Here is a 21332-nt window from a genome sequence, read left to right as displayed (position 1 = left end):
CGCCCTACGCTCGCTTTTAGATTTAAAAGGAATAATTGCATTGATAATTCAGGAAATTCGGTTAATCCTGAGAATACTGATTTAGACAATCGCTTATTAGGAAAGTAACTTAATCCTGCATTTTATGGTTACTACGGTTAATAAGGTGGGAATAAACGCCTTAAACCATGACCTAACACAATAATAGTAAATAATATATTGCGTATGATTAACGGAAGGAAAAAAAGGCGATAAGGGCGTGTTGCGCCTTGTAAACTATCCGCTAATCGTTCGCTCAGTCCTTCTAACCACTGAACTGAGCGCGGGTAATCCCATAAATTTTCTAGCCATAAATTTGGAATCCCTGTTTTACCAACCCTTGCACCCACAATTGCGCCAACAATAGCGGCAGTTGTATCTGTATCACCACCGCAACGAATTAAGTTTTGTACCGCACCCGCATAATCTTGCTGATGACTTAGCCATGCGTGAATGACCAGTGGGACGGTATCATATACATAACCGCTAATGCCTTTAGTCAAGCCTAATTGCGCTGCGAAATCGAGCGTTGTTTGTTGCGTGTTGACGCTGTCAACGGCGCGTTGTATGCGATACAAAAAAGCAGGTTCTGCGTGAGGTAGGTAATTTGCAAGGATATTTAAATAAACTTGAGGAGATATATCTTCTTGCAAACTAGCAAGATAAGCCGCCAGTGCTATTGCGAATGCACCCCATTCGGCTTTGGGGTCTGTGTGAGTGATGCGTGTGGTTATTCTTACAAATGTTTGTAATTTCTCAGGTTCATTTCCAAAGCAAACGCCAATTAATGCGATACGCATTGCTGCACCATTACCCGCAGAGAAAACGCCACTGTATTGCGGGGACACGCCCAACCATAATTTTATAATCGCGCGCAAAGTCGCAAAGCCAATGCCTGCAGGCATTCCCAATAACCAAATACGCAATTTCCAAGCAAGTGCATGAATAAATTGTTGTTCATCTCCTTGGGCAATAATCAAGGCTTGAGCCACTAAACTGCTGTGTTCGGTATCGTCAGACATCATGCCTTTAGTAAAAAAGAAATGATAGCGATTCAAATCGGGGTATAATTTCGCAATGCGTCGCCTGCTCAAGCCTTCACAACTTAAGCCTAGCGCGTCCCCCACTGCTGTTCCTAATAAACAGCCCACTATTGCTTGTCGTTGATTGTGAGTCGTATGTTTCATTGTGTGCTTCATCAGCCTGAAATTCCGCCCAATACGGGAAATGTCATTCGTCTATGTGCCAATACGCAGGTACAACTGCATTTAATTCATCCTTTGGGGTTTAGTTTAGATGATAAACGTATGCGTCGTGCGGGCTTGGATTATCACGAGTGGGTTAACGTTAAAGAATATCAGTCGTTAGATGAATTTCTGGCACAAGTAAAACCCAATCGTTTATTTGTTTGCGAAACTTGTGGCGAACAGTATTACACTGATTGCCAATATCAAGCGGGGGATGCGTTTTTATTTGGTTCTGAAACCAAAGGTTTACCAGACGCTGTGCTGGCACAGTTTTCTGTCGCACAGATGATTAGAATCCCTATGCGGACAGGAAATCGTAGTTTAAATTTATCTAATTCTGTCGCAGTGGTGATTTATGAAGCATGGCGACAATTAGGCTTTGTTTAATTTTTAACCACTTGCAACTTTATGTGGACTCAGCAGATTTAACCACAGGTTCGGGAAGCATATAGTCGGTAGCACGGGCGACACGTTCTACATAAATAATGCCACTGTGGGGCTTATCGATTTGTGCTTCGTAGTATAAAAAGTTAAAGATTTCAGTCGCTCGACGACGCGAGACTAAAACTGTAAGCATATCTTTTTCTAGCTCAATTGCAAAACGGGTGCGATATAAGCTACTGCTACCTGTTCCTCTGGCTCTGTAGATATTTGCTGTTGTTATCCCTTTTTCTAACCGTAGCTTTTCTAAGACGATACGCGCCTCACCTTGTGGCAAAATACAGGTGATTAGTCGGTAAGGATAGCTTAATGTATTGTTAGTTTTAGAGTTCATCTTGTGTATCAACGTCATCGTAGCGTTGTTCGCCTTTATGCAAACGTCCAATGACTTCTGGCGGAACATAAGTTGCTGCTTTTTCTAGGGGTGTCATATACATAAACCCCATTCCCGGCGTGTCTAACTTAGCGGTTACAAAAATTCTTTCAAAGATATGATCCGCTAAATCGCTAGAAACGACCATTTTGATGATTTCTTTTTCTGAATCAATGGTAATACTTAACAAACCCAATCGTTCCGCAAGCCCTACGCCCCGCGCAAAAAAGATAGTTGCGCCCTGCGCACCCGCTTCACGAGCGGCATGGACAACCGCATCAGCAACGCCTCTTTGAACAATACAGGTAATTAGTACAACATCGGTTAATACAACGATTTCTTTACTCATAATTTAATTTTTAGTCGCTAAAATAAGGCTTTGCGTAGTAAGCGGTTTTGTGGGTTTATTTTTTTTAGTTTCTTCAAGCAGAAGGTGATATTGCTTGGTTTTATGGCTGGCATGAACTTGCCATTCTATCCATATCCCTGTAATTAACACCGTTAAAACAGGGCCTATGGAGGCGAGCGCGAGAATACCAAATCCTTCTACTGCATTTAGGGTTTTACCCAATCCTAACCCCAGTGCTAAGACTAATGGCACTGTCACAGGCCCCGTTGTGACACCTGCGCTATCCCATGCAATATTCACGTATTCTTCTTTGCAAATAATAGTTAGTATCATGGCGATGATGTAGCCGGGGATGAGTAAATAGGCGAGCGGTATTTTATAAATAAACATGAGAACGCCGCCACCAATTCCAAAAGCAACGCCAAAAGACACGGCGTATATCAGTAGATTTTTCTTATACGCGCCCTGTGTTAAGGTTTCAACGGTTAAACCGACGGCGTGTAAAGCGGGTTCTGCGAGTGTCGCGCCAAAACCGAGAAACCATGCAAAGCTAAAAATAACCATTACACCCATAAAATAAATGCTGAATCGGTCGAAAACACTAGGAACTAGTTCACCTGTTTGTGTGCCTAATTTTGTCAACCCGTGAGTTAATCCTAAGTTAAAGATTATCATGCCAATTGTTGCCAAGATAATGCCGTAAATAACAAATTTTTGTTTGGGTATTTTTTCTTTTAAAATAAAAACCATCACGAAAAAAAGAAATATTACTAAAGGGACGATGGCTTGCAGTCCGCCAATAATTTCCGTAAAGGGGGTTATCCCATACCAAGGTTTATTACTGACAATAAGTACTTGCTGGGTAAGTGCTATGATAGTTTCGTGTGGAATAGTCGCTTTAATATAAACACCCAGTAGTAACACGCCCAATGCAGGGAAAATGGAAGCCAGTGTTACGATACCAAATCCCGCCAGTGCATTGTCACTGCGTCCTGTCGCGGCGGCAATGCCTATTCCTAATGATAAAACCAAGGGAACAGTGACAGGCCCTGTTGTAACTGCCCCACAGTCCCATGCTAATCCGATAATATTTTTTAAATCATTATCGTTTTGCATGTAAAAACTGAGTAGGAGAGTCGGGGCTAGCGTTAGGTAAATCAGTGGTTTTAAGCTCCATAATTTAATCAAACGCAGGGTTGCAACAATGGCAGCTAACCCAACGCCTATGCCAACCACTAGGACTAATGCGTTACTCCGATGATTTAAAATAAAATATAAGTATGGTGCTTTCTGTGGGTCAACAATAGACCCTGCGGCTTTTAATGCACCAATTGCGGGTTCGGCAAGCGTAACGCCAATCCCTAATAAGAACACGATAAATAGCACACTTTTTAGACCCAATTTGCGCGGGAGAACATCGCCAATATTTTCTCCAAACGGCATTAGCCCATATTTTAAGCCTTCCATAAACAGCATTAAACCAATGACAACCGCGAATAAACCAAGAAGAATAGTTTGTAATTCACTAATGTTGGCAAGCAGTATGTATTCTTGAAAAAGGTATAAATAGAGTGCAATTGGCAGAATTGCCTTTAATTGGTCAAATAAGCGAACTTGAATATAGGGTTGTAATAAGCGATAAACATCTAACCAACGTAACCGAATTTTTGGCGGGGTGTAATGTACATGATGTCCCGTTGTGTCTTGTTCAGGTTTATGTGTAATCCGATTATAACTAATAAGTTTTTGCTGAGTAGCCGCCGCACTGACGACATCACCATAACGAAATTTTTTGTACATATTGTTTTACAAGTTGGGTTTTAAGAAAAAACGGTTAAATAGGGATTAAATAGGGACAGCAAGAAGTATTCCTGCTCATGAAGCCCCATCGGACTTTACAAAATCTGATGGGGCTATGTAGGCAATGCGTTAATCAGACGGTGTTAGTTTCGCTTATTTGTTATGGTGCATTTATTAAATGCGAACTCAGAATGTTATCTCAATAATACCGCTAAAATCAGGGCGATTCATGCACGGTTAATCCCGCTTCTTTAACAATTCCATCGCCTTGTAATTTGCCTTGTAATAATACAATACATGACTTGCCTTCTGCCTTGAGTGCATCAATTTTATGCAAAGTGCGACGATAATTTGTTGGGCTAAAAGGGACCGTTAAATAAAGTGTTTGTTCTGCTTCTTGTGGAACAGCAAGCGTCAGAATAACTTTGATTTTAGAACTATTTTCTACCCCAATTGCAGGGCAAATTTCAGCGGAGATGCTTTCTGCGGGCAAGACTACGGAAATTTTCATCGTTTCCAGATGAATCGTGCTTGTTGAGATGGTTTTTTTCACGGGTCGTGTTTGCGCAACCGCAGTTCGTGTAACCGATGCTTGCGGTGCTACATTGTCAGAACTGACGGGTACTTTTTTCTTTAATGATAATGTTGCCATACGACACACCCTAGTTTTACGGAAAAATAAACTGTTTGTGTAACCTATATTAAGTGATAGGTAAACTGATTTTAAAAATATCCTATTTTACGGTGGAAAACGTATTTATCATGAGTCAAACTGCAAAAAACGATGCTGATATCGTACTTTCTCCCGCAATTCTCAAAGAAATTTATATTATTCCATTAGAAAAAGAACACTATCTTATTTATGCACCATTACATCGTTTTGCTTTTATTACCAATACGCAAATTGCGCATTATTTAACGGCCTTACAAGCGGGCATACACCCTGTTGTTGCAGAGGATATTAGTTCTTTACTGCCTTATTTATCTACTTTAAAAACAAATTTTAATGGTAAAGCGCAGCTCCAACAAGGCAATCCTTTTCCAACGGCTTTAACCCTTTTTCTGACGACTGCTTGTAATTTACGTTGTAGCTATTGTTATGCCAACGCAGGCGATACGGCAATAGAAAAGATGTCAATTGCCACAGCAACACGCGGAATTGATTATATCCTCAGTAATATTGCTAAGAAAAATTTTATTGCTGATAACTGTCAACAACCGCGTCTTGAATATTTACAACTATCTTATCATGGTGGTGGTGAACCAACGGCTAATTGGCAGGTTTTACACGATTCTTTTCACTACGCGCAACAACAAGCACATCATCAAGGTGTTATGGTCAATGCCTCGCTTGCAACCAATGGGGTTTTAAAAGATGCTCAGATTGATTGGATTGCGCAACATATTGGTCGTGTAGGCGTTTCTTTTGGTGGTTTACCTGAGTTGCATGATAAGCACCGTTTTATGGCAAACGGTGCAGGGTCTAGTCAACGTGTAATGCACACTTTGCAACGCTTTGATGAATTGGGTGTTATTTATACATTGCGTCTCACCCTTACCACAGACCAATTAAATCAACTACCTGATGCTGTTCGTTTTATTTGTGCGCATTATCGCCCGCATAAAATTCATATTGAGCCTGCGCATAGTGTCGGACGGGGTGCAACACAATCGCCTTTAGATGTTGAACATTTTCTAGCCGCTTATCGTCAAGCACAACATATTGCTCAAGCGACTGGACATACACTTTATTATGCAACGGCAGATATTAAAAAATTAACTACGCATTATTGTGGAATTAGCCAAGATACTTTTGCACTGTCACCACAAGGTAACGTTTCTGCGTGTTATGCCAGTTTTTCTGAAGCAGAAACCTTAGCCGATGTGTTTTTTTATGGCAAACCTGAAGAGAAAGGAAAAGGGTATAGTTTTGATTTAAATAAATTAAATGTATTACGGCAACAAACGGTTACGCATAAACCTGCGTGTCAATCTTGTTATGCTAAATGGCATTGTGCGGGTGATTGTCATCATGAAGCCCGTATTGCGCAAACTGACGTGGCAAGTCTTGATCGTTGTCAAATTACCCGTGCGTTAGTAAAAGACCAACTGGTTGAAAAAATTAATGAAAACAATGAAAAAGATTGGATGGCATAAGTTAGCTTAAAAATTTCTTTAAAAATAGCTTGTTTGCCCCTTGATAATTTGCTGTATTATGCCTATTTTCAAACTTAAACGTCCCACCAAAAATAAGAATAAAAGTAATGTATTACACAGCATAATTGTTGCTTAGTTTATTCTTTCGTAAAATCTCTTCTAACGCTGAAGAGTTCATTTAAACGAGATAACACATTGCATTATTCTTTTCTCTGTTCTTAGCTTTTATCATAATAATAAACATGAGTTTCTTACTCACTTGATATTATTAGCTGACAATGATGTAGGTTGATTTCTTTTTTGAGACTAAAAAATGAATAATCGCTTACTAGAAACAGTATATTAAAACAAAAGCGAATCTTCCAAGAAAAATACAGATTAAGTCATTTTTTGCCTGCTTTTAGCAAAACAAGTAGCACTTGGCAGAATGTTCAAGTTCTGTTGACCTGACTGTTATCACGCATATTCTCGGATTATCTTTCGTTTCCCTACTGTTTTTAGTTGGAGGTTATTATGAAACTACCTCGCTTCCTTTGTCGCTTTTTAACGACACAGCCAAACCAACAATCCTATCAACAGGTATTACAAGAGCAACGACAAGCTGAAAAATATTGTAAACAAGGTTTTAGCTACTTAGAAGGTGAAGAAACAGGGTATATTGCTACAAAAGAAGCCATTGATTGTTTTAAACAAGCTTCCAGATACAACAATGTAGAGGCATTACTCGCACTGGGTAGATTGTACACGCAAGGTGTTGCTGGTAATGGAGAAACTGCCTTTTATTGGTATGGACGTGCTTATCAGTTGGGTAGTGCAGAAGCGAGTTATCATATCGGTTTATGCTATTTGGGCGGTGAGGGGGTTGATGTTAATTATAAAAAGGCAGCGACCTATTTTCGCGAAGCCGCAGAACAGGGATATGCAGACGCTCAATATCAACTGGGAATGATGTGCAATCGCCCGTATGGTTTATCTCATGACAATTACACCTATGCGATTGGTGTGTTACATGATAAAGACAGCGCGTATTATTGGTTAGAACGAGCGGCTCAACAAGCGCATAAACAAGCGCAACTTGCGCTCGGAATGTGGCATGAAAGAGAAGCAAAACACGGAGAACACTATTTTAACTATACCAAAGCGTCGTATTGGTACACACAAGCAATCAGTAATGGTTGTCACACTGCAGAATTGCAATTGAAATATTTACAGCAACAATTAGCCAAACAGAAAGGTAATAGTGTTAATATCACTAAACCAGTTGTTATTAATGAGGAATTTATTAATTGTTAGACCCGCTTTTCACAACAAACAACGGGGATTGATTCCCCGTTTATCGCTTGTGTTTGTTCATGCTGATACGCGCTTGTCACTAAGGTAAATCATATTTTCTATTTCCGTTACTTTAACCGCTTTTAGTTGTTCGCCATGACACATGGTACTTTGTGATGTGCCTGTTTCAGGGGTATAAATAATCCCGTGCATAGAGCAACGTAAAAATTGCCCTGTGATATCAAAAATCAAATCGTGTTCACAATTGAGTCGTTTAGGCATGTGTACACAACGATTAATATAAGCGTAACAATGTCCTTTAAAGCGGCAAATGATGATAGATTCAAGCACGCCTTCATAATGTGCTTCTCGAATAACATGCCGACCTTCTTTTAATTTGTCACTTGTACAGACCTTAACCCATTCTTCTTGTGTTTTCATGAGCGTATTTACCTAAATTTTTTAATCCTAATCTGATTGAGTAGGATTGAATATGGTGAAACTTCTACTATTTATTTTGAGTAACATTTAGATTTAAATCAGGATTTTTAGAGTTCTAGCGGATTATAAATTTTGTTCTATCCCCTATATTTATAATGAAAGAATCCTGCCATAGCTTATCAACGAAGTCCAACCGTTAGAAACGCCCTGCCATTGCAAACATCGTTGCAGGCAGCCATACATTAAAACGACTTATCTTGTGTGGAAGGGGGATATGTAATTTTTTCGCAATCATTCCCAGCGGGTAGGCTTGTGAGTAAGTGATTAGACGCGTTTCTAATGCACCATTGCGCTCAAATAATTGTCGTAACGTTTGTGAGTCATAATAAACAACGTGTTCAGGAATTTTAAACGATGCCCAGTTTTTGCCTTGTAATTTTAACCAGAAACTATTCATCGGTGGCGCGGCGAGAATAATCCAGCCAGTGGGATTTATATGTTGCGTCAGTTGCTGTAAAAATTGATGGGGTGCGTAAATATGTTCGATAACCCCTGTAGAAATAATCGTGTCAAATCGTGCCGCCTGCGGTATGGCATCCACCCCGCCCAAATAGACTTTTGCCCCTATTTGGCGCACTTGTTGAACGGCTGCCGCCTCAAAATCAGTCGCGCTTAAAGTGTGGCAATATTGCCGTGCTTCTTCTAATAAAAAACCATAACCGCATCCAATTTCTAATAAATCCGCGCCAAGTAGCCCTTGTGCCGCAATTTTTTTTAATAGGTGACGAAAGGTTAAACGCAAGCCTTCGGCTTGTTCTAAATAAGAGCCTTGTGTGTGTGCATAGCCATGTTCTCCGCCACCCATAAAATAGTCAGGATTAGCATAAATCTTTAGTATTTCAGATTCTTGTAATCGTGGCGATAAATACCATAAACCACACGCACCACATTGTACAACCTGATAGGGCAGAAATTGATACGGACTATTTGGTAAGGCTTGATTCGCTTCACATAAAGGACAATGTGGATACTCGAGTAATTCTGATGACATAGCGGTAATTGTTTGGGATTGTAACAATGGTTTGAAGTAGAATTATCAAAGTGAGCGCATTTAATACTCTGATAATTCTGATGTAAATTATGCTTGTAATGACTGTGTTTGTGGTTTGGGAATTATCAAACAGCCTAAATATAAACAAACTAGCAGGAGTAAAGCACCCCAAACCAACCATTCACTACGTTGTAATAGTCTTTCTGCCCATAAAGACACACCACCAACAGCGCGTGGCATGGCAAAGCCTAACCATGCTTGTTGGCTATTATCAATGACAACTAAGTGAAAAAGTGTCGTTGAATTAGGTAAATAAACCATAGTCCATTGGTTTGGCGTGAGTTTGGGGGCGGAGAGTTCAGCGAATACCTGCTGATGGTTATCTACTAATTGTAAACTGATACCTTGCGTATTTTCTGAGCCAATCAGGGGAATACCAATATAGCTGGTTTCTTCTTGCAGAGGAGCACTGATGTATTTGCCCGTTGCGTGTTCTTTTTGTTCTGTATATGAACCTAATGCTATTTCATCTTGATATGCAGGAACAGAAGGGGGCAGATGTGTGGGGGTAAAAATATTATCTTGCGTGTTCAAGGCAGGAACAACGGCAGGATATTGTAAACTAACGGGTAATTTCTTTAGAACCAAAGGTTCATTAAATAAAGCGGGTACAATCATTGGCGAATATCCCGGAATAAATGCCCCCATTTTATCTAAATACTGCTTTACGTTTCCTGTTCGTAATAATGTCCGCATATTTGTTGCGCGTGCTTGTGTCACAACTTGCTCTGCAGCAATATCAAGTAATGAATCTTTAAGGGTTAAATGAATAAATCCGCCCAAAACTAAAGTCATCCATGCCAGTGCATAGGCACGAACAGCAATATTAAGGCGTTGTGTTGTTTGTCGTAGCGCATAAAGTAGTAAAAATCCATTTACAATCAAGCCAATTGCTAATGTTTCTAAATAGCGAGAATGCGCCCATGCCCCAAAGCGTCCACGTCCATAAGCCAGCGCGATGGCTTGTAATAATACCCATCCGCCTAATGCCAGCACAAGTAAATCCATTTTATTTAATGGCTTACCTTGTTTAATTATCCAAGCAAGATACAGAAAAAAAGGCAAATAGAAAAACGGGGCAAACCAACCTATTTGAATAAAGGGAAACGCTAAATTTCGACTGAGTGACAAGCCAAATTCGCTTAAATTATCGGCTTTAAAATAATCCAGATGCGGTGTAGCTACCCATAAAAACCAAGATAAGGTTATGAGCAGAATACAGACAACTAATGTTGGGAGGTATTCAAAACGATGTTCTTTTTCTATAACTAGTTGATAAATAGTAATTATAGCAATAACGACTGGCATTAAAAGCCCCGTTGATTGGGTAAAAAAAACTAAGAAACCAGCAACTGCACCAAGCCACCATTGGCGGGTTAGTGGCGGATGTAATAATAATCCCCATAACGTTATAAAACTCGTTAATATCAATAAATACCATGCACTTTGAAATCCCCAGAGTATATTTTCCCAACCAAAGGGCAAACTCCATAATAAACAAGTTCCTCCTAAAAATAAGAGTAACGCACGGCGAGTTGTTAAATAAGGAATAAATAATAAACTGAGAAAAACCGCACTGATACTTTGCAGTAGTGCGTTAAATAACATAGAAACTTGGGGATTCCATTGTTGATTAAGCACTAGCCAATAAATATCAACTAGCCGTTTTAATGCGTGTCTATGCCCATTGTGTGGTGCAATCAATGTGTCTAGTGAATATTCTGCCTTGAGCCAAGGGAGAAAATCTGTAGCCATCTGTACCCATTCATCGGCAATAGGTACATCACTACCATAGAGATGAATATAGAACGTGCGCAAGCTGAAAATGCTAAAACCAACAGCCAATAGGCATAAATAAATTAAAGGCTTGGGAACAGTCATGAAGTTTTCTGTCTATAAAATGGGCGAAGATAGCGTTATCAAGCGTTGTAAGCACAATACTAATCTTTCTCTTTTTTCATAAAGATGAGAAAAAACAACGTTCAATAACGCTATTTGTTAATTACAAATGACAATTCGGGTTTTGACCTTGTCGTTTGGCATTCTCATACAGTTTTAATGCTTGAGGCATCGCATTTGATAAACCTTGAATACGATTTTCGTGTGATGGATGCGTTGATAAAAATTCGGGCGGTTGTCCTTGGCTGGCAGCGGCCATGTTCTGCCATAAAGGAATACTCTGACGCGGGTCAAAACCTGCACTTGCCATCAATTGCAAACCAATAACATCCGCTTCACTTTCCTGAGTACGTCCATACGGCAATAAAATCCCATATTGTGCGCCGACCCCTAACGCAGCCATTGCCATCTGTGCCGTTTGCGATTGTGGGTCTGATATTAATGCTTGCGTCACACTCATGCCAAGTTGTACGGCCGTTTGTTGCGATGTTCGTTCATTACCATGCTGCGCTAAAACATGACCTACTTCATGTCCAATAACGGCAGCCAGTTGATGTTGGTTATTTGCAACAGGTAAAAGCCCTGTATAAACCCCGATTTTTCCCCCCGGTAATGCAAAGGCATTCACTGCCGCATCGTCAAAAACGGCAATTTCCCAATTTTTTACATTACTGTTGCTAACACGCACAATAGCATTCGCAATACAAGTGACATAAGCCTGTTTCCGCTTATCGGTTGAAAGCGGAGTATCTTGTTTTATATTGTCAAATGCCTGTACACCCATTTTGTCCATTTCATCTGTTGGCATAAATGCCAATTGACTACGCCCTGTTGGAGATGTGACACAACTACTCAATAAAAAAGCACTACACAACAGTAAAAACGGTTTTTTATTCATATTAATCATCCTCTTACTTAATCAACAAAAAGAACTATAAATATTGTATAATGACCCAACCTATAGTATTACTATAAAATAGTATGCGTATAGTAAATATAGTTGTGCATGTGGTATTAATCATACATTTATGACCTCAGTTTGCCTGTTAAAAAACATCACAAAAAGTGCATTTCCTACAAATAGTGCGCAATAGCGGTGCATTATCCAGAAAAAAAGAGCCAATAGAATTTGTTGTATTAAATACTCACTGTGTTGTATTGACTACGCATATCAAAAGTATTACCTTCAAACATTGTAAATGAAGTTTTTATTAACCTTTGTCTTTTGTGAGGAATAATAGACATGTCCTTTAGCAAACATTTACAAGTGGGTTGCGCAAGCGCACTTGTAGCACTCGCTCCTTTTGCAATGGCTGATGACGCGGCAGATATGAAACGCCAACTTCAGCAATTACAACAACGTTTAGATACATTAGAATCTAATCCAGGTATGAGTCTGGGTGCAAAACCCAAGTTCTCGTTACAACTGTCTGGTCAAGTCAACCGCGCGGTTATGTATGGCGATGATGGCACAGATTCCGACACCTTCTTCGTTGATGGCGATACTGATGCCTCCCGCGTAGAAATTTTAGGCAAACACTCTTTGAGTGACGATGTTACCTTAGGAACTAACATCGAAGTAGAATACTTGTCTAACAGTAGCTCAGAAGTTGACATTAACCAAACCAAATCTGTTGACCACAATGGATTTAGTGAGCGTACCTTAGAGTTCTATGCTGAAAGTGCCACACTGGGTCGTTTAAGTTTAGGTCAAGGCTCTATGGCCAGTAATGATACTGCTGAGTATGACCTCAACAGTAGTTCATTAGCAGGCATGTATTCTTTTGGAGCAGATTTTGGGGCAAATCTTTCTTTCCGTGATGCGGATACAAAAGCAAAGATTGCAACCATTGGTCAAGTGCATAGCAACTTTGACGGTTTAGACAGAGATGACCGTATCCGTTATGACACACCTAGCTTTGGTGGTTTAACCTTAAGTGTTGCTGCTAGCACCGCTGAAAAATGGGACGCAGGCATTACATTCCAACGTACTTTTGGACCTATTGACCTTGCTTTAGGCTTAGGTTATGGCAACGTGGGTGATTCTGAAGCCTATTTATATGAAGATGATGAAGGTAACACCTATCAACTTTACAAGCATGTTTATAGCGCATCATTTTCTATTCTGCACACGCCATCAGGCTTAAGCATGACCCTCGCGGGTGGTGGTTTAAGTAATGATAGCTTAACCACAACGATTAAAGACTTACCTAGCAATGTGTCTGATACACTGGGTGATAATCGTGAAGACACAGACCCCTTTAGCTGGTCTGCTAAGTTAGGTTATGCAATTGATGCAACTAGCATCGGTAAAACTTCTTTCGGTTTATCTTATAACCGTACTGAAGACTACAGAACTTGCTTAGGCTATGATTCCGTCAACAATACAGATGTATTCTTAAGTTGTGGCGATAAGTACTCAAGCTATGGCTTTGGTTTAGTCCAAGCCATCGACAAAGCCTCTACCGAAATATATTTTGGTGCGCGTAACCATCAGCTCGAATCTGCTGGACTCAATCCTGACGACATCCTCACCATCTATAGTGGTGCACGTGTCAAGTTCTAATTAGCCATTGCTAGTTTGCGTAAAAACCTCGTAACACTCAGTGCTTACGAGGTTTTTTTATGTCTATAACACGAGTGATTTAAATACACTTTTTAATTCTGTCAATTCAGTTAATTCTGATTCAAATCATCTTTATCCCTGACATACCGCTTATTGACACCCACCAACCCATTGGCAAATTGATAAAGCATTTGTGTGGTTTCTCTTTCTGCGATAACGGGTTTAATAATATTAGCTAACTCTGCTGTACGCGCTGCCGAGAGAATTTGCACCCTCTCAGCAAAACTAATCAAGGCTTGTTGTTCTTCTAAAGTCAACGGATACGGTAAATCACAGGCGGGTACATCGGGTAGGGGTAAATGTTTAATCGGTACCTCTTTGTAAACAACGATGGTTTGTGCAGCAATATCGCCTAAGCGTTGAAAATTTTTACTTATAATCATGCTGATTAATCCTAACGCATTAAATATAGGTAAAAAATCTACCACCCGTAACAAATTCCGAATCATGGAGGAAGACCAACCAATAGGCGCGCCAGAATCTCGCAATACTTTAATTCCAAACAGCCATTTACCCACTGTTGCGCCCTGATGATAAATTTCAAACAAGACGTGATAAAACCATTCACCCAGAAAAATAATGAGCAAAAAAAATCCTATCCCTAATTCTCCCAGATTAAAAATGAACTGTGATATTAAAAAATAAAAACCCAGACGAATAAAGCTATCAACCAGCCAAGCCAACGCACGCACCACAGGACCTGCAACATGCAAGGTAAGTTCTACGCCTTCGGGCGTTTCTATGGATTGAATCGTATCTAATAAAGAGACGGACATCATAACCGCCACAATTGAATATGGGACGGGATGCTATCGCGCGGTAATGTTCCTTTGACATCAATAACTAAACTACGTTTATCTTCTAATAAACCAGCCAACCATGCCCAACCTTGTTCAATAAATGCACGATGCGAAACCGCGAGAATAACACAAGCTGCTTTTTGTAAATTTTCGGCAGTACAAAGGGTTATCCCTAACTCTTGTTCAGCTTCTTGCGCGTCAACAAAGGGGTCATAAACTTGAACGCTTACACCATGCTTTTGTAAAGTATGAATAATATCGACAACACGGGTGTTACGTAAATCAGGCACGTTTTCTTTAAACGATAGACCTAAAACGGTTACAACACTGGCTTGCACAATACTGCCTAACCGTTCTAAATGTTGTAAGGCTTGTTCGGCAATAAATACGCCCATGCCGTCATTAAGTAAACGACTGGCAGGAATAATTTGTGGTTTATAACCTACTTGGCGAGCTTTGTGGTCTAAATAGTAAGGGTCAACACCGATACAGTGTCCGCCAACTAACCCCGGTGTGAAGGGAAGAAAATTCCACTTTGTCCCTGCCGCCTGTAATACATCATGTGTATCGATACCTAAGCGATTAAAAATCATGGCGAGTTCGTTAATTAATGCAATATTAACATCACGTTGAGTGTTTTCCACCACTTTTGCGGCTTCTGCAATTTTAATACTGGTCGCCCGATAAACGCCCGCTGTCACCACCGTACTATAGACTTGTGCAACAATTTCTAATGTTTGGGCATCAAAACCAGAGACAACTTTCATAATATTATTAAAAGTATGTACTTTATCACCGGGATTAATCCGTTCAGGCGAATACCCAACGCTAAAATCTATCCCACATTGTAAACCTGATTCCCGTTCTAAAACGGGTACGCAAGTTTCTTCCGTCGCACCGGGATAGACAGTGGATTCATAAACAACAATATCACCGCGTTTAAGTTGCTTGCCCACCGTTTTTGAAGCCCGCAAAACAGGCAACAAATCAGGATGTTTTTGTTCATCAACAGGGGTAGGAACGGCAATAATATGAAAATCTGCTTGTTGTAAATGTGTCGGATTAGAAGTAAAGAAAACATCTGCACTTTTCAATGCATCGCTTTCCACTTCATGCGTGTGGTCATGTCCTGCTTGTAAGGCCTGAATCCGCTGCTGATTAATGTCAAAGCCAATAACACACCCGTATTTGGCAAAAGCGACCGCTGCGGGTAACCCTACATAACCCAAGCCAACAATAGAAACTTTGCGATTGTGTGACATTTTCTTCTACTTTTAAATGAGAGAGAGTATTACAGGAGTCTTTGTGAAAACTCATCTGTGGCTTGTACTAAGGCACTGAGCATAGCGGGCGTGCTGGATAGGTGTCCACTCTGGGGTAAAACCGTGAGTTGGCTGTTAGGCAAAACCTGATGTAATTGATAGGCACTTTCTAAAGGACAAACTAAATCTTGTTGCCCATGAATTAGAATGGCAGGTATTGTTGTTAATGCGTTGAGATTGTTTAAAATATGCTCATCTTCAATAAAGCATAAGTTATTCATGTAGTAACATTCTATCCGTGCAGATTGAAGTATTTCAGGGCTTGATTCTGTTAGGGCAGGAAATTGCCCCATACTAATGACAGTACCCGCCCAGTTTGACCAAGCAAGCGCGGCTTGATGTGCTTTAGGGGAATTATCCTGCATGAAATAATTATAACATGCTAATAAATCGTACATATTTACTTTACTGATGAGGGAGCTATCAGGTATTTTGGGTAAAAAATCGCAATGAGCAAAGATATTCCATGCTTCAGGAAACAGACGTGCAACGCCATCATGATGATAAAACCAGTATAAATCACGTAATCGCGCGAGAAATGTCCCACGTAAAATCAGACCTAACACACGTTTAGGTTGTTCAATCGCATAAAGCAAGCCTAACGTTGCACCCCACGACCCACCAAAAATAAGCCATTGTTCAATACGAAAATATTGACGGAGAACTTCCATGTCAGCCAACAAATGTTGTGTTGTATTGGCTCTAACGTTACCTGTCGGTGTGGAACGTCCCGCACCCCGTTGGTCAAAAAGAATAATATGATAATGTTGCGGATTAAAAAAAGAGCGGTGTTGCGCCTTACAGTAAGACCCCGGACCACCATGCAAAAACACCACAGGAATCCCCTGCGGGTTGCCACATTCCTCAACATAAAGCGTATGTCCCTCCCCCACAGCAACATGATGTATCGCAAAAGGTTCTAGGGGAGGATAGAGTTCAGAAGGGGATGTATTATCCATTTATATTTATTATCCTTTTAACCAGTGGTGAGCAATTTTAGAATCGATACGACAACCCCGCTCGTAATGACAAGATTTGTTCAGAAATATCAGAATCAATTTTCTCAAAATCTTTGTAGCGATAATCGTGACGAATCAAAGAGAAATCATAAAAAAAATTTTCCGTTAGTGGTGCTTTCCATTTTATGCTCAAACTCGTCCCCCTCGCGTTGCCATCAACAACATCAACGGTTAAATCACGATAGGTGCTGTCAAGCTGTGCATAAGCGGCACTAAAAGAAATAAAACCCCAATTACGTACAGACCAACCTCCACCCGCTCCAATAAATGCACCGTATCCTGTGAGGCTAATTTCCTCTCCTGCAAAAGGGGAGTTAGGACGTGCAGTAATCGTTGATTTTCCGTATTTGTAGCCGATAAAAGTGCTTATTGAATCATTTATTGCGTAACCGAGTGATAAGGCTACATCATTACGGTCAAAGTCAACCGTGTTGGTAAAAAGTAAATTATTCGTTTCTTCTTCACTGGCATTAGGATTTTCTTCGCCTGCAATATCGACGTAAAACTGTTGATAAATAGCGGTAACTCCCAACCCAACGGAATTAATCGACCCTTCTACACCACCCGCTCCGCCCACCGAATACTCAAAATTGCGGTAAGAATAAAAAACAGTAGGCACAATGGATACCGTTTCGGCCATGCTGACTAGCGGGACATTTAATAGAAATAACCATAAAAAAGAATATCTAAATATAACCATATCTGTCATATCGCGAAAAGTGTTTTTCTTACTTATGAGGATATTATTATAGGTACGCTTGGCATCGCCCCTATAATAATTCATCTTATTTTAAGTTCATATTTTGTAGGCTTTCCCAAACAGCCCCGCCTGCACTTGCACCAAACCGCTCTGCAAACCGCTCAACCAGCGTGTTATGTGGCGTAAAATTTACCAGTTTCTCCGCTTTAAAAATATCACGGGCGACATAACTGCTACTTCCTAACGCATCCACTAAACCCAGTTCAATACCCTGTTCCCCTGTCCAGATTAATCCCGAAAATAACTCAGGATGTTCTTGATATTTTAAACGTTCCCCTCGTCCTTGTTTAACCATATTAATGAATTGCTCATGTACTTGACTTAGGGTTTTCTTAATATGTTCAACTTCCACAGGGTTTTCAGGAGAAAATGGGTCTAAAAAGCCTTTATGGTCACCTGCGGTATATAAACGACGCTCCACCCCTAACTTATCTAGGGTATTTACAAATCCAAAGCCATTGAGGACGACACCAATAGAACCCACTAAACTGGCTTTATCCGCATAAATTTTGTCCGCCGCAGAAGCGATGTAATAACCACCCGATGCACATAAATCTACAACGACAGCATATAACGGAATCTCAGGGTATTTTTTGCGTAATCGCTTAATTTCATCATAGATATAGCCAGATTGGACAGGACTACCACCGGGGCTATTGATGCGTAAAATAACCCCCACGGTCTTTTTATCTTTAAAGGCATTTCGTAACCCTGTGATAATATTATCCGCATTAGTTTTACTGTCTGCCGTAATCGCCCCTTCAATTTCAATCAGTGCCGTGTGTTTATCACCACCAACAATAATATCTTCATCTTCAGCAATCCAAGTATCTAAAATATGCGGATTGACTAAAAAAGTAACCGAAATAGCATATAGAAAGAACAAAAAAGTAAAAAAAATCCGCCAGCGACGAGCGCGACGTTGTTCATTAACTGCCGCAAATGCCAAACGGGTTAAGGCATCACGTTCCCAATTATCGGGTTTAGAGTCGTTTTCAGTTGCCATATTATGAACCCTTAATAAATAAAAAAAATAAAACAACAAACTAACCTGAAGTTGTCCGCAACCTCTGACAAAGCACACGAATAATACCGCGTGCAACTTCTGTTCGTTCTGTAATTAATTCATATAACATACTTTCATTGACACGAAATAAAGTAGTGTCCTCTAGGGCGGTGACTGTTGCAGAGCGCGGTTCTGGGTCTAGTGCCGCTAATTCGCCAAATACCTCTCGGTCAGCTAACATCGTAATTTCTTTATCACCATCATGAATACGAACTTTTCCCGCAACGATGATGTACATAGATGAGCCTAAATCGCCCTTTTTAAAAATAATTTCATCTGCTTTAACCCGAATTTGTTCAACACTGGAAGCAAGCTCGACCAAATATTCTTCAGGAATTTCTGAAAATATATTAACGGTTTTCAGAATAATAACTTTTTCTAAAGTTAATAACATAATGACTATCCACTACATTCAAGAAATATTGACGATGGTTTTACAGGTTGGAAAGTGGGAACATCCCCAAAATTGTTTACCTTGGGCTTTTCCTTGCTGTGTTGTGCGTAATATCATGATATTACCACAGATTGGACAATTCATTGCTGTTGGTTTTTCTGTTTTTAAAGCGTCAATATTTTTTATATGATTGCGGTGTGTTTTTAGAGAAGGGCTTAACCGACTGTTTTCAATCCGATGCAAAATATCGGTTATTTCAGTATCCGTAAAACAGCGCGTTTTTTTACGTCTAATAAAGTCAATAAATGCAATACCTTGCGTTACATTTTTTGGCATAGGTGTTTTAAAGGTACTTTTCCCAATAAATACAATTAAAGAGTGTAGTTTCTTAATATCAATATCAAGTAATGTTTCTAAGGTTTTTACGTGTTTATAATTTTGATGAAGCGGGTTTTGAAAGGTGTAGTGTGTTTTATTAAGCTGTTGTGTCCACAGTTTATCTTCTTCTTTGCCATAAATATTGCCACGCATATTTTTAGTTTCAATCACAAATATGCCAAAAGGTGACACGATAAGATGGTCTATTTGAGTGGTTCGACTATCGATGGGTAAGGTAATATTTTTTATTAAAAAATAGCTTTTTTTATCAAGATGACATCTAATTGCAGAATTGACTTGTGCCTCACCTGTGATGCCTTTAAAAAAAGCGGATTTTAAAAAGTTGATTACGGCGAATAGAAGAAAAAAAGCCATAAGCAAGACACCCAAAAGAATAAACCCATTCATGCTGTCATCCTTAACAATACATTTATTTTGAATATTTTTCAGTTAGTTAGGAAAAAAATTTATCATGGTAACAGGTATTATACGCATTTTACGTTCTTTTCAGCAGGTCGGGTATGTTGTTTTTCTTTTACAAATACAATTTTATTAACAAAAATACCAAAAATAACCCTGCTACTTTATACTATCTATTATTTTCAGTTTTTACTAAGTCTTAAAAGTTAGGATTTTAAAATGACATCACAAACGATCTTAGTAGTAGATGACAGTCGCGTTTCCAGAATGTTAATTCGTGCCATTATCAATCAAGCAAATCCACAAGCAGAGATTATTGAAGCGAGCAATGGGGATGAAGCCTTAAGCAAAACGGAATCACATCCTGTTGATATTGCTACTTTAGATTTAAATATGCCCGGTATGGATGGTTTATTATTAGCATCTAAATTACTTGAAAAATACCCGCAGGCAAAAATTGGTTTGTTAACCGCAAATATTCAGGAAATGGTCAGACAAAAAGCCCATTTAATGGGTATTCAGTTTATTTCTAAACCCATTACGGAAGAAAAAATTCTAAATTTTTTACAAAATTGAAAATGATTCAACTCTCTGAATTAGAAATTGATGTTATTACAGAACTGCTCAATATTGGAATGGGACAAGCGGCCGCCTCTTTAAGTGCGATGGTGGATGCTGAAGTAAAATTGTCCGTTCCTAATATTGAGCTAGTCTCACGTCAATCTGCAGCCCATAGCATTAATAGCACGCCCGAGCAGCAAATTACGGCCATTAAACAGCGGTTTCATGGTTCGTTCTGGGGGGAGGCTATTTTGTTATTTCCTCAGGAAAAAAGTATTGATTTAACCCTTGCTATTATTAAACAAGCGTTGCCTTTAGAGACTTTACGGGAGTTGGAACAGGATGCGATGATGGAAGTGGGAAATATTATTCTTAATTCTTGTCTTGGGAGTTTTGCCAATATTTTAGGGCATGAGTTAATTAATGAATTACCTACTTTTTCTATTGGTTCTGCTGTTGATGTGTTACACAGTAGTATCCCTGTAGAGCAGGATATTATTATGTTATTAAAGATAGATTTTACTTTACAAACCAAAGATATTATTGGTTATGTAGCATTTATCTTGGATATATCATCCATTGAAGAGCTAAAGACAAAAGTAAATGTTTATTTGCAACAATTTATAAGTTAGTCGCTGAGAAACGAAAAACGCAGTAGTAGGATAAACTAGACTTGTAGAATCCGCTTAAAATCTTGAGTTAGACGCTTATAACGGGAAATAAAAACGGTGGCGGGGATAAAATGGTTTTAGCTATTTATGTGTTATCCAATAGCTGAGGCGATTGAATACGCACGGCGGACATTGTATTTAAATGCTTAAAAACTAGATATATCGTTATTTTTAGAGATTTTAAATGGGTTTTATATGGATTAAAGA

Annotated in this window: 22 protein-coding genes; 6 read left to right on the top strand and 16 right to left on the bottom strand. The window is 39.5% G+C overall.

From position 1 onward, the window contains the following. Positions 1-137 precede the first annotated feature (137 nt). Complete coding sequence (locus tag AL038_RS11095; RefSeq protein ID WP_062152810.1) at positions 138-1205, bottom strand: ADP-ribosylglycohydrolase family protein; 1068 nt, start codon at positions 1203-1205, stop codon at positions 138-140. Between AL038_RS11095 and trmL the strand changes: the two genes are divergently transcribed. Next, complete coding sequence (trmL, locus tag AL038_RS11090; protein WP_062152808.1) at positions 1197-1652, top strand: tRNA (uridine(34)/cytosine(34)/5-carboxymethylaminomethyluridine(34)-2'-O)-methyltransferase TrmL; 456 nt, start codon at positions 1197-1199, stop codon at positions 1650-1652. The genes AL038_RS11095 and trmL overlap by 9 nt on opposite strands. Before the next feature lie 19 nt (positions 1653-1671). Here trmL and AL038_RS11085 read toward each other — a convergent pair whose 3' ends face one another. From AL038_RS11085 to AL038_RS11070, 4 genes are all read right to left on the bottom strand, one after another. Then, positions 1672-2040, bottom strand: coding sequence for a hypothetical protein (locus tag AL038_RS11085; protein WP_062152806.1), 369 nt, complete (start codon positions 2038-2040; stop codon positions 1672-1674). Further along, positions 2030-2428 (bottom strand): P-II family nitrogen regulator, encoded by a 399-nt coding sequence (locus AL038_RS11080; RefSeq protein ID WP_062152804.1) that lies wholly within the window; start codon positions 2426-2428, stop codon positions 2030-2032. The genes AL038_RS11085 and AL038_RS11080 overlap by 11 nt, the downstream gene beginning before the upstream one ends. Positions 2429-2431: 3 nt before the next feature. Continuing rightward, positions 2432-4228, bottom strand: a complete 1797-nt coding sequence (locus AL038_RS11075) for a DUF1538 domain-containing protein (protein WP_062152802.1) — start codon at positions 4226-4228, stop codon at positions 2432-2434. A gap of 217 nt (positions 4229-4445) precedes the next feature. Further along, positions 4446-4880 carry a hypothetical protein gene (locus AL038_RS11070; RefSeq protein WP_062152800.1) on the bottom strand — a complete coding sequence of 145 codons (435 nt, stop codon included), beginning with the start codon at positions 4878-4880 and terminating at the stop codon, positions 4446-4448. A 110-nt stretch (positions 4881-4990) separates the two neighbouring features. On the opposite strand from AL038_RS11070, the gene AL038_RS11065 reads away from it, so the two are divergent. Together AL038_RS11065 and AL038_RS11060 are read left to right on the top strand one after the other, a co-directional pair. Next, positions 4991-6385: a radical SAM/SPASM domain-containing protein gene (locus AL038_RS11065; RefSeq protein ID WP_062152798.1), complete on the top strand. Its 1395-nt coding sequence runs from the start codon at positions 4991-4993 to the stop codon at positions 6383-6385. 513 nt (positions 6386-6898) lie between these two features. Next, on the top strand, positions 6899-7678 hold the full coding sequence (locus tag AL038_RS11060) for a tetratricopeptide repeat protein (protein ID WP_062152796.1): 780 nt from the start codon (positions 6899-6901) through the stop codon (positions 7676-7678). A gap of 57 nt (positions 7679-7735) precedes the next feature. Here the strand turns inward: AL038_RS11060 and AL038_RS11055 are convergent, their stop codons facing one another. The 4 genes from AL038_RS11055 to AL038_RS11040 form a co-directional block, all read right to left on the bottom strand. Further along, entirely contained in the window at positions 7736-8098 is a 363-nt protein-coding gene (locus AL038_RS11055) for a Rieske (2Fe-2S) protein (RefSeq protein WP_062152794.1), read from the bottom strand. A gap of 196 nt (positions 8099-8294) precedes the next feature. Continuing rightward, positions 8295-9149 carry a class I SAM-dependent methyltransferase gene (locus tag AL038_RS11050; RefSeq protein ID WP_062152791.1) on the bottom strand — a complete coding sequence of 285 codons (855 nt, stop codon included), beginning with the start codon at positions 9147-9149 and terminating at the stop codon, positions 8295-8297. Positions 9150-9236: 87 nt separating this feature from the next. Further along, positions 9237-11090, bottom strand: coding sequence for a hypothetical protein (locus AL038_RS11045; protein WP_062152789.1), 1854 nt, complete (start codon positions 11088-11090; stop codon positions 9237-9239). A gap of 121 nt (positions 11091-11211) precedes the next feature. Continuing rightward, positions 11212-12006 (bottom strand): M48 family metallopeptidase, encoded by a 795-nt coding sequence (locus tag AL038_RS11040; RefSeq protein WP_062152787.1) that lies wholly within the window; start codon positions 12004-12006, stop codon positions 11212-11214. 345 nt (positions 12007-12351) lie between these two features. Between AL038_RS11040 and AL038_RS11035 the strand changes: the two genes are divergently transcribed. Further along, positions 12352-13674 (top strand): porin, encoded by a 1323-nt coding sequence (locus AL038_RS11035; RefSeq protein ID WP_062152784.1) that lies wholly within the window; start codon positions 12352-12354, stop codon positions 13672-13674. 110 nt (positions 13675-13784) lie between these two features. Here AL038_RS11035 and AL038_RS11030 read toward each other — a convergent pair whose 3' ends face one another. The 7 genes from AL038_RS11030 to AL038_RS11000 all read right to left on the bottom strand — a co-directional run bounded on the left by AL038_RS11030 (position 13785) and on the right by AL038_RS11000 (position 19848). Continuing rightward, complete coding sequence (locus tag AL038_RS11030) at positions 13785-14513, bottom strand: RDD family protein (protein WP_066246131.1); 729 nt, start codon at positions 14511-14513, stop codon at positions 13785-13787. Next, positions 14510-15796, bottom strand: coding sequence for a nucleotide sugar dehydrogenase (locus tag AL038_RS11025; protein WP_062152780.1), 1287 nt, complete (start codon positions 15794-15796; stop codon positions 14510-14512). The genes AL038_RS11030 and AL038_RS11025 overlap by 4 nt, the downstream gene beginning before the upstream one ends. A 29-nt stretch (positions 15797-15825) precedes the next feature. Further along, on the bottom strand, positions 15826-16815 hold the full coding sequence (pip, locus tag AL038_RS11020) for a prolyl aminopeptidase (protein ID WP_062152778.1): 990 nt from the start codon (positions 16813-16815) through the stop codon (positions 15826-15828). 37 nt (positions 16816-16852) lie between these two features. Beyond that, positions 16853-17575 carry a hypothetical protein gene (locus tag AL038_RS11015; protein WP_145917094.1) on the bottom strand — a complete coding sequence of 241 codons (723 nt, stop codon included), beginning with the start codon at positions 17573-17575 and terminating at the stop codon, positions 16853-16855. A gap of 85 nt (positions 17576-17660) precedes the next feature. Continuing rightward, a complete protein-coding gene (locus AL038_RS11010) occupies positions 17661-18641 on the bottom strand; it encodes a S49 family peptidase (RefSeq protein WP_062152775.1) in 981 nt (326 codons plus the stop codon). A gap of 40 nt (positions 18642-18681) precedes the next feature. Continuing rightward, positions 18682-19095, bottom strand: a complete 414-nt coding sequence (locus AL038_RS11005; protein WP_062152773.1) for a cyclic nucleotide-binding domain-containing protein — start codon at positions 19093-19095, stop codon at positions 18682-18684. Positions 19096-19113: 18 nt separating this feature from the next. After that, complete coding sequence (locus AL038_RS11000) at positions 19114-19848, bottom strand: nuclease-related domain-containing protein (RefSeq protein WP_101539242.1); 735 nt, start codon at positions 19846-19848, stop codon at positions 19114-19116. A gap of 264 nt (positions 19849-20112) precedes the next feature. On the opposite strand from AL038_RS11000, the gene AL038_RS10995 reads away from it, so the two are divergent. Beyond that, positions 20113-20469, top strand: a complete 357-nt coding sequence (locus tag AL038_RS10995; protein ID WP_062152769.1) for a response regulator transcription factor — start codon at positions 20113-20115, stop codon at positions 20467-20469. Between the two features lie 2 nt (positions 20470-20471). Beyond that, positions 20472-21086 (top strand): chemotaxis protein CheC, encoded by a 615-nt coding sequence (locus AL038_RS10990; RefSeq protein ID WP_062152767.1) that lies wholly within the window; start codon positions 20472-20474, stop codon positions 21084-21086. The last annotated feature ends 246 nt before the right edge of the window (positions 21087-21332 follow it).

It is taken from the genome of Beggiatoa leptomitoformis (assembly GCF_001305575.3).
Lineage (GTDB): Bacteria > Pseudomonadota > Gammaproteobacteria > Beggiatoales > Beggiatoaceae > Beggiatoa > Beggiatoa leptomitoformis.
This window is presented reverse-complemented; position numbering and strand designations above follow the sequence as displayed.

Coding starts and splice junctions, on each gene's coding strand:
- AL038_RS11055 (WP_062152794.1), bottom strand. CDS start 8,098: ATGAAAACACAAGAAGAATGGGTTAAGGTCTGTACAAGTGACAAATTA.
- AL038_RS11040 (WP_062152787.1), bottom strand. CDS start 12,006: ATGAATAAAAAACCGTTTTTACTGTTGTGTAGTGCTTTTTTATTGAGT.
- AL038_RS11095 (WP_062152810.1), bottom strand. CDS start 1,205: ATGAAACATACGACTCACAATCAACGACAAGCAATAGTGGGCTGTTTA.
- AL038_RS11085 (WP_062152806.1), bottom strand. CDS start 2,040: ATGAACTCTAAAACTAACAATACATTAAGCTATCCTTACCGACTAATC.
- AL038_RS11070 (WP_062152800.1), bottom strand. CDS start 4,880: ATGGCAACATTATCATTAAAGAAAAAAGTACCCGTCAGTTCTGACAAT.
- AL038_RS11000 (WP_101539242.1), bottom strand. CDS start 19,848: ATGGCTTTTTTTCTTCTATTCGCCGTAATCAACTTTTTAAAATCCGCT.
- AL038_RS11060 (WP_062152796.1), top strand. CDS start 6,899: ATGAAACTACCTCGCTTCCTTTGTCGCTTTTTAACGACACAGCCAAAC.
- AL038_RS11035 (WP_062152784.1), top strand. CDS start 12,352: ATGTCCTTTAGCAAACATTTACAAGTGGGTTGCGCAAGCGCACTTGTA.
- AL038_RS11025 (WP_062152780.1), bottom strand. CDS start 15,796: ATGTCACACAATCGCAAAGTTTCTATTGTTGGCTTGGGTTATGTAGGG.
- pip (WP_062152778.1), bottom strand. CDS start 16,815: ATGGATAATACATCCCCTTCTGAACTCTATCCTCCCCTAGAACCTTTT.
- AL038_RS10990 (WP_062152767.1), top strand. CDS start 20,472: ATGATTCAACTCTCTGAATTAGAAATTGATGTTATTACAGAACTGCTC.
- trmL (WP_062152808.1), top strand. CDS start 1,197: ATGTTTCATTGTGTGCTTCATCAGCCTGAAATTCCGCCCAATACGGGA.
- AL038_RS10995 (WP_062152769.1), top strand. CDS start 20,113: ATGACATCACAAACGATCTTAGTAGTAGATGACAGTCGCGTTTCCAGA.
- AL038_RS11045 (WP_062152789.1), bottom strand. CDS start 11,090: ATGACTGTTCCCAAGCCTTTAATTTATTTATGCCTATTGGCTGTTGGT.
- AL038_RS11005 (WP_062152773.1), bottom strand. CDS start 19,095: ATGTTATTAACTTTAGAAAAAGTTATTATTCTGAAAACCGTTAATATA.
- AL038_RS11010 (WP_062152775.1), bottom strand. CDS start 18,641: ATGGCAACTGAAAACGACTCTAAACCCGATAATTGGGAACGTGATGCC.
- AL038_RS11065 (WP_062152798.1), top strand. CDS start 4,991: ATGAGTCAAACTGCAAAAAACGATGCTGATATCGTACTTTCTCCCGCA.
- AL038_RS11050 (WP_062152791.1), bottom strand. CDS start 9,149: ATGTCATCAGAATTACTCGAGTATCCACATTGTCCTTTATGTGAAGCG.
- AL038_RS11015 (WP_145917094.1), bottom strand. CDS start 17,575: ATGGTTATATTTAGATATTCTTTTTTATGGTTATTTCTATTAAATGTC.
- AL038_RS11030 (WP_066246131.1), bottom strand. CDS start 14,513: ATGATGTCCGTCTCTTTATTAGATACGATTCAATCCATAGAAACGCCC.
- AL038_RS11075 (WP_062152802.1), bottom strand. CDS start 4,228: ATGTACAAAAAATTTCGTTATGGTGATGTCGTCAGTGCGGCGGCTACT.
- AL038_RS11080 (WP_062152804.1), bottom strand. CDS start 2,428: ATGAGTAAAGAAATCGTTGTATTAACCGATGTTGTACTAATTACCTGT.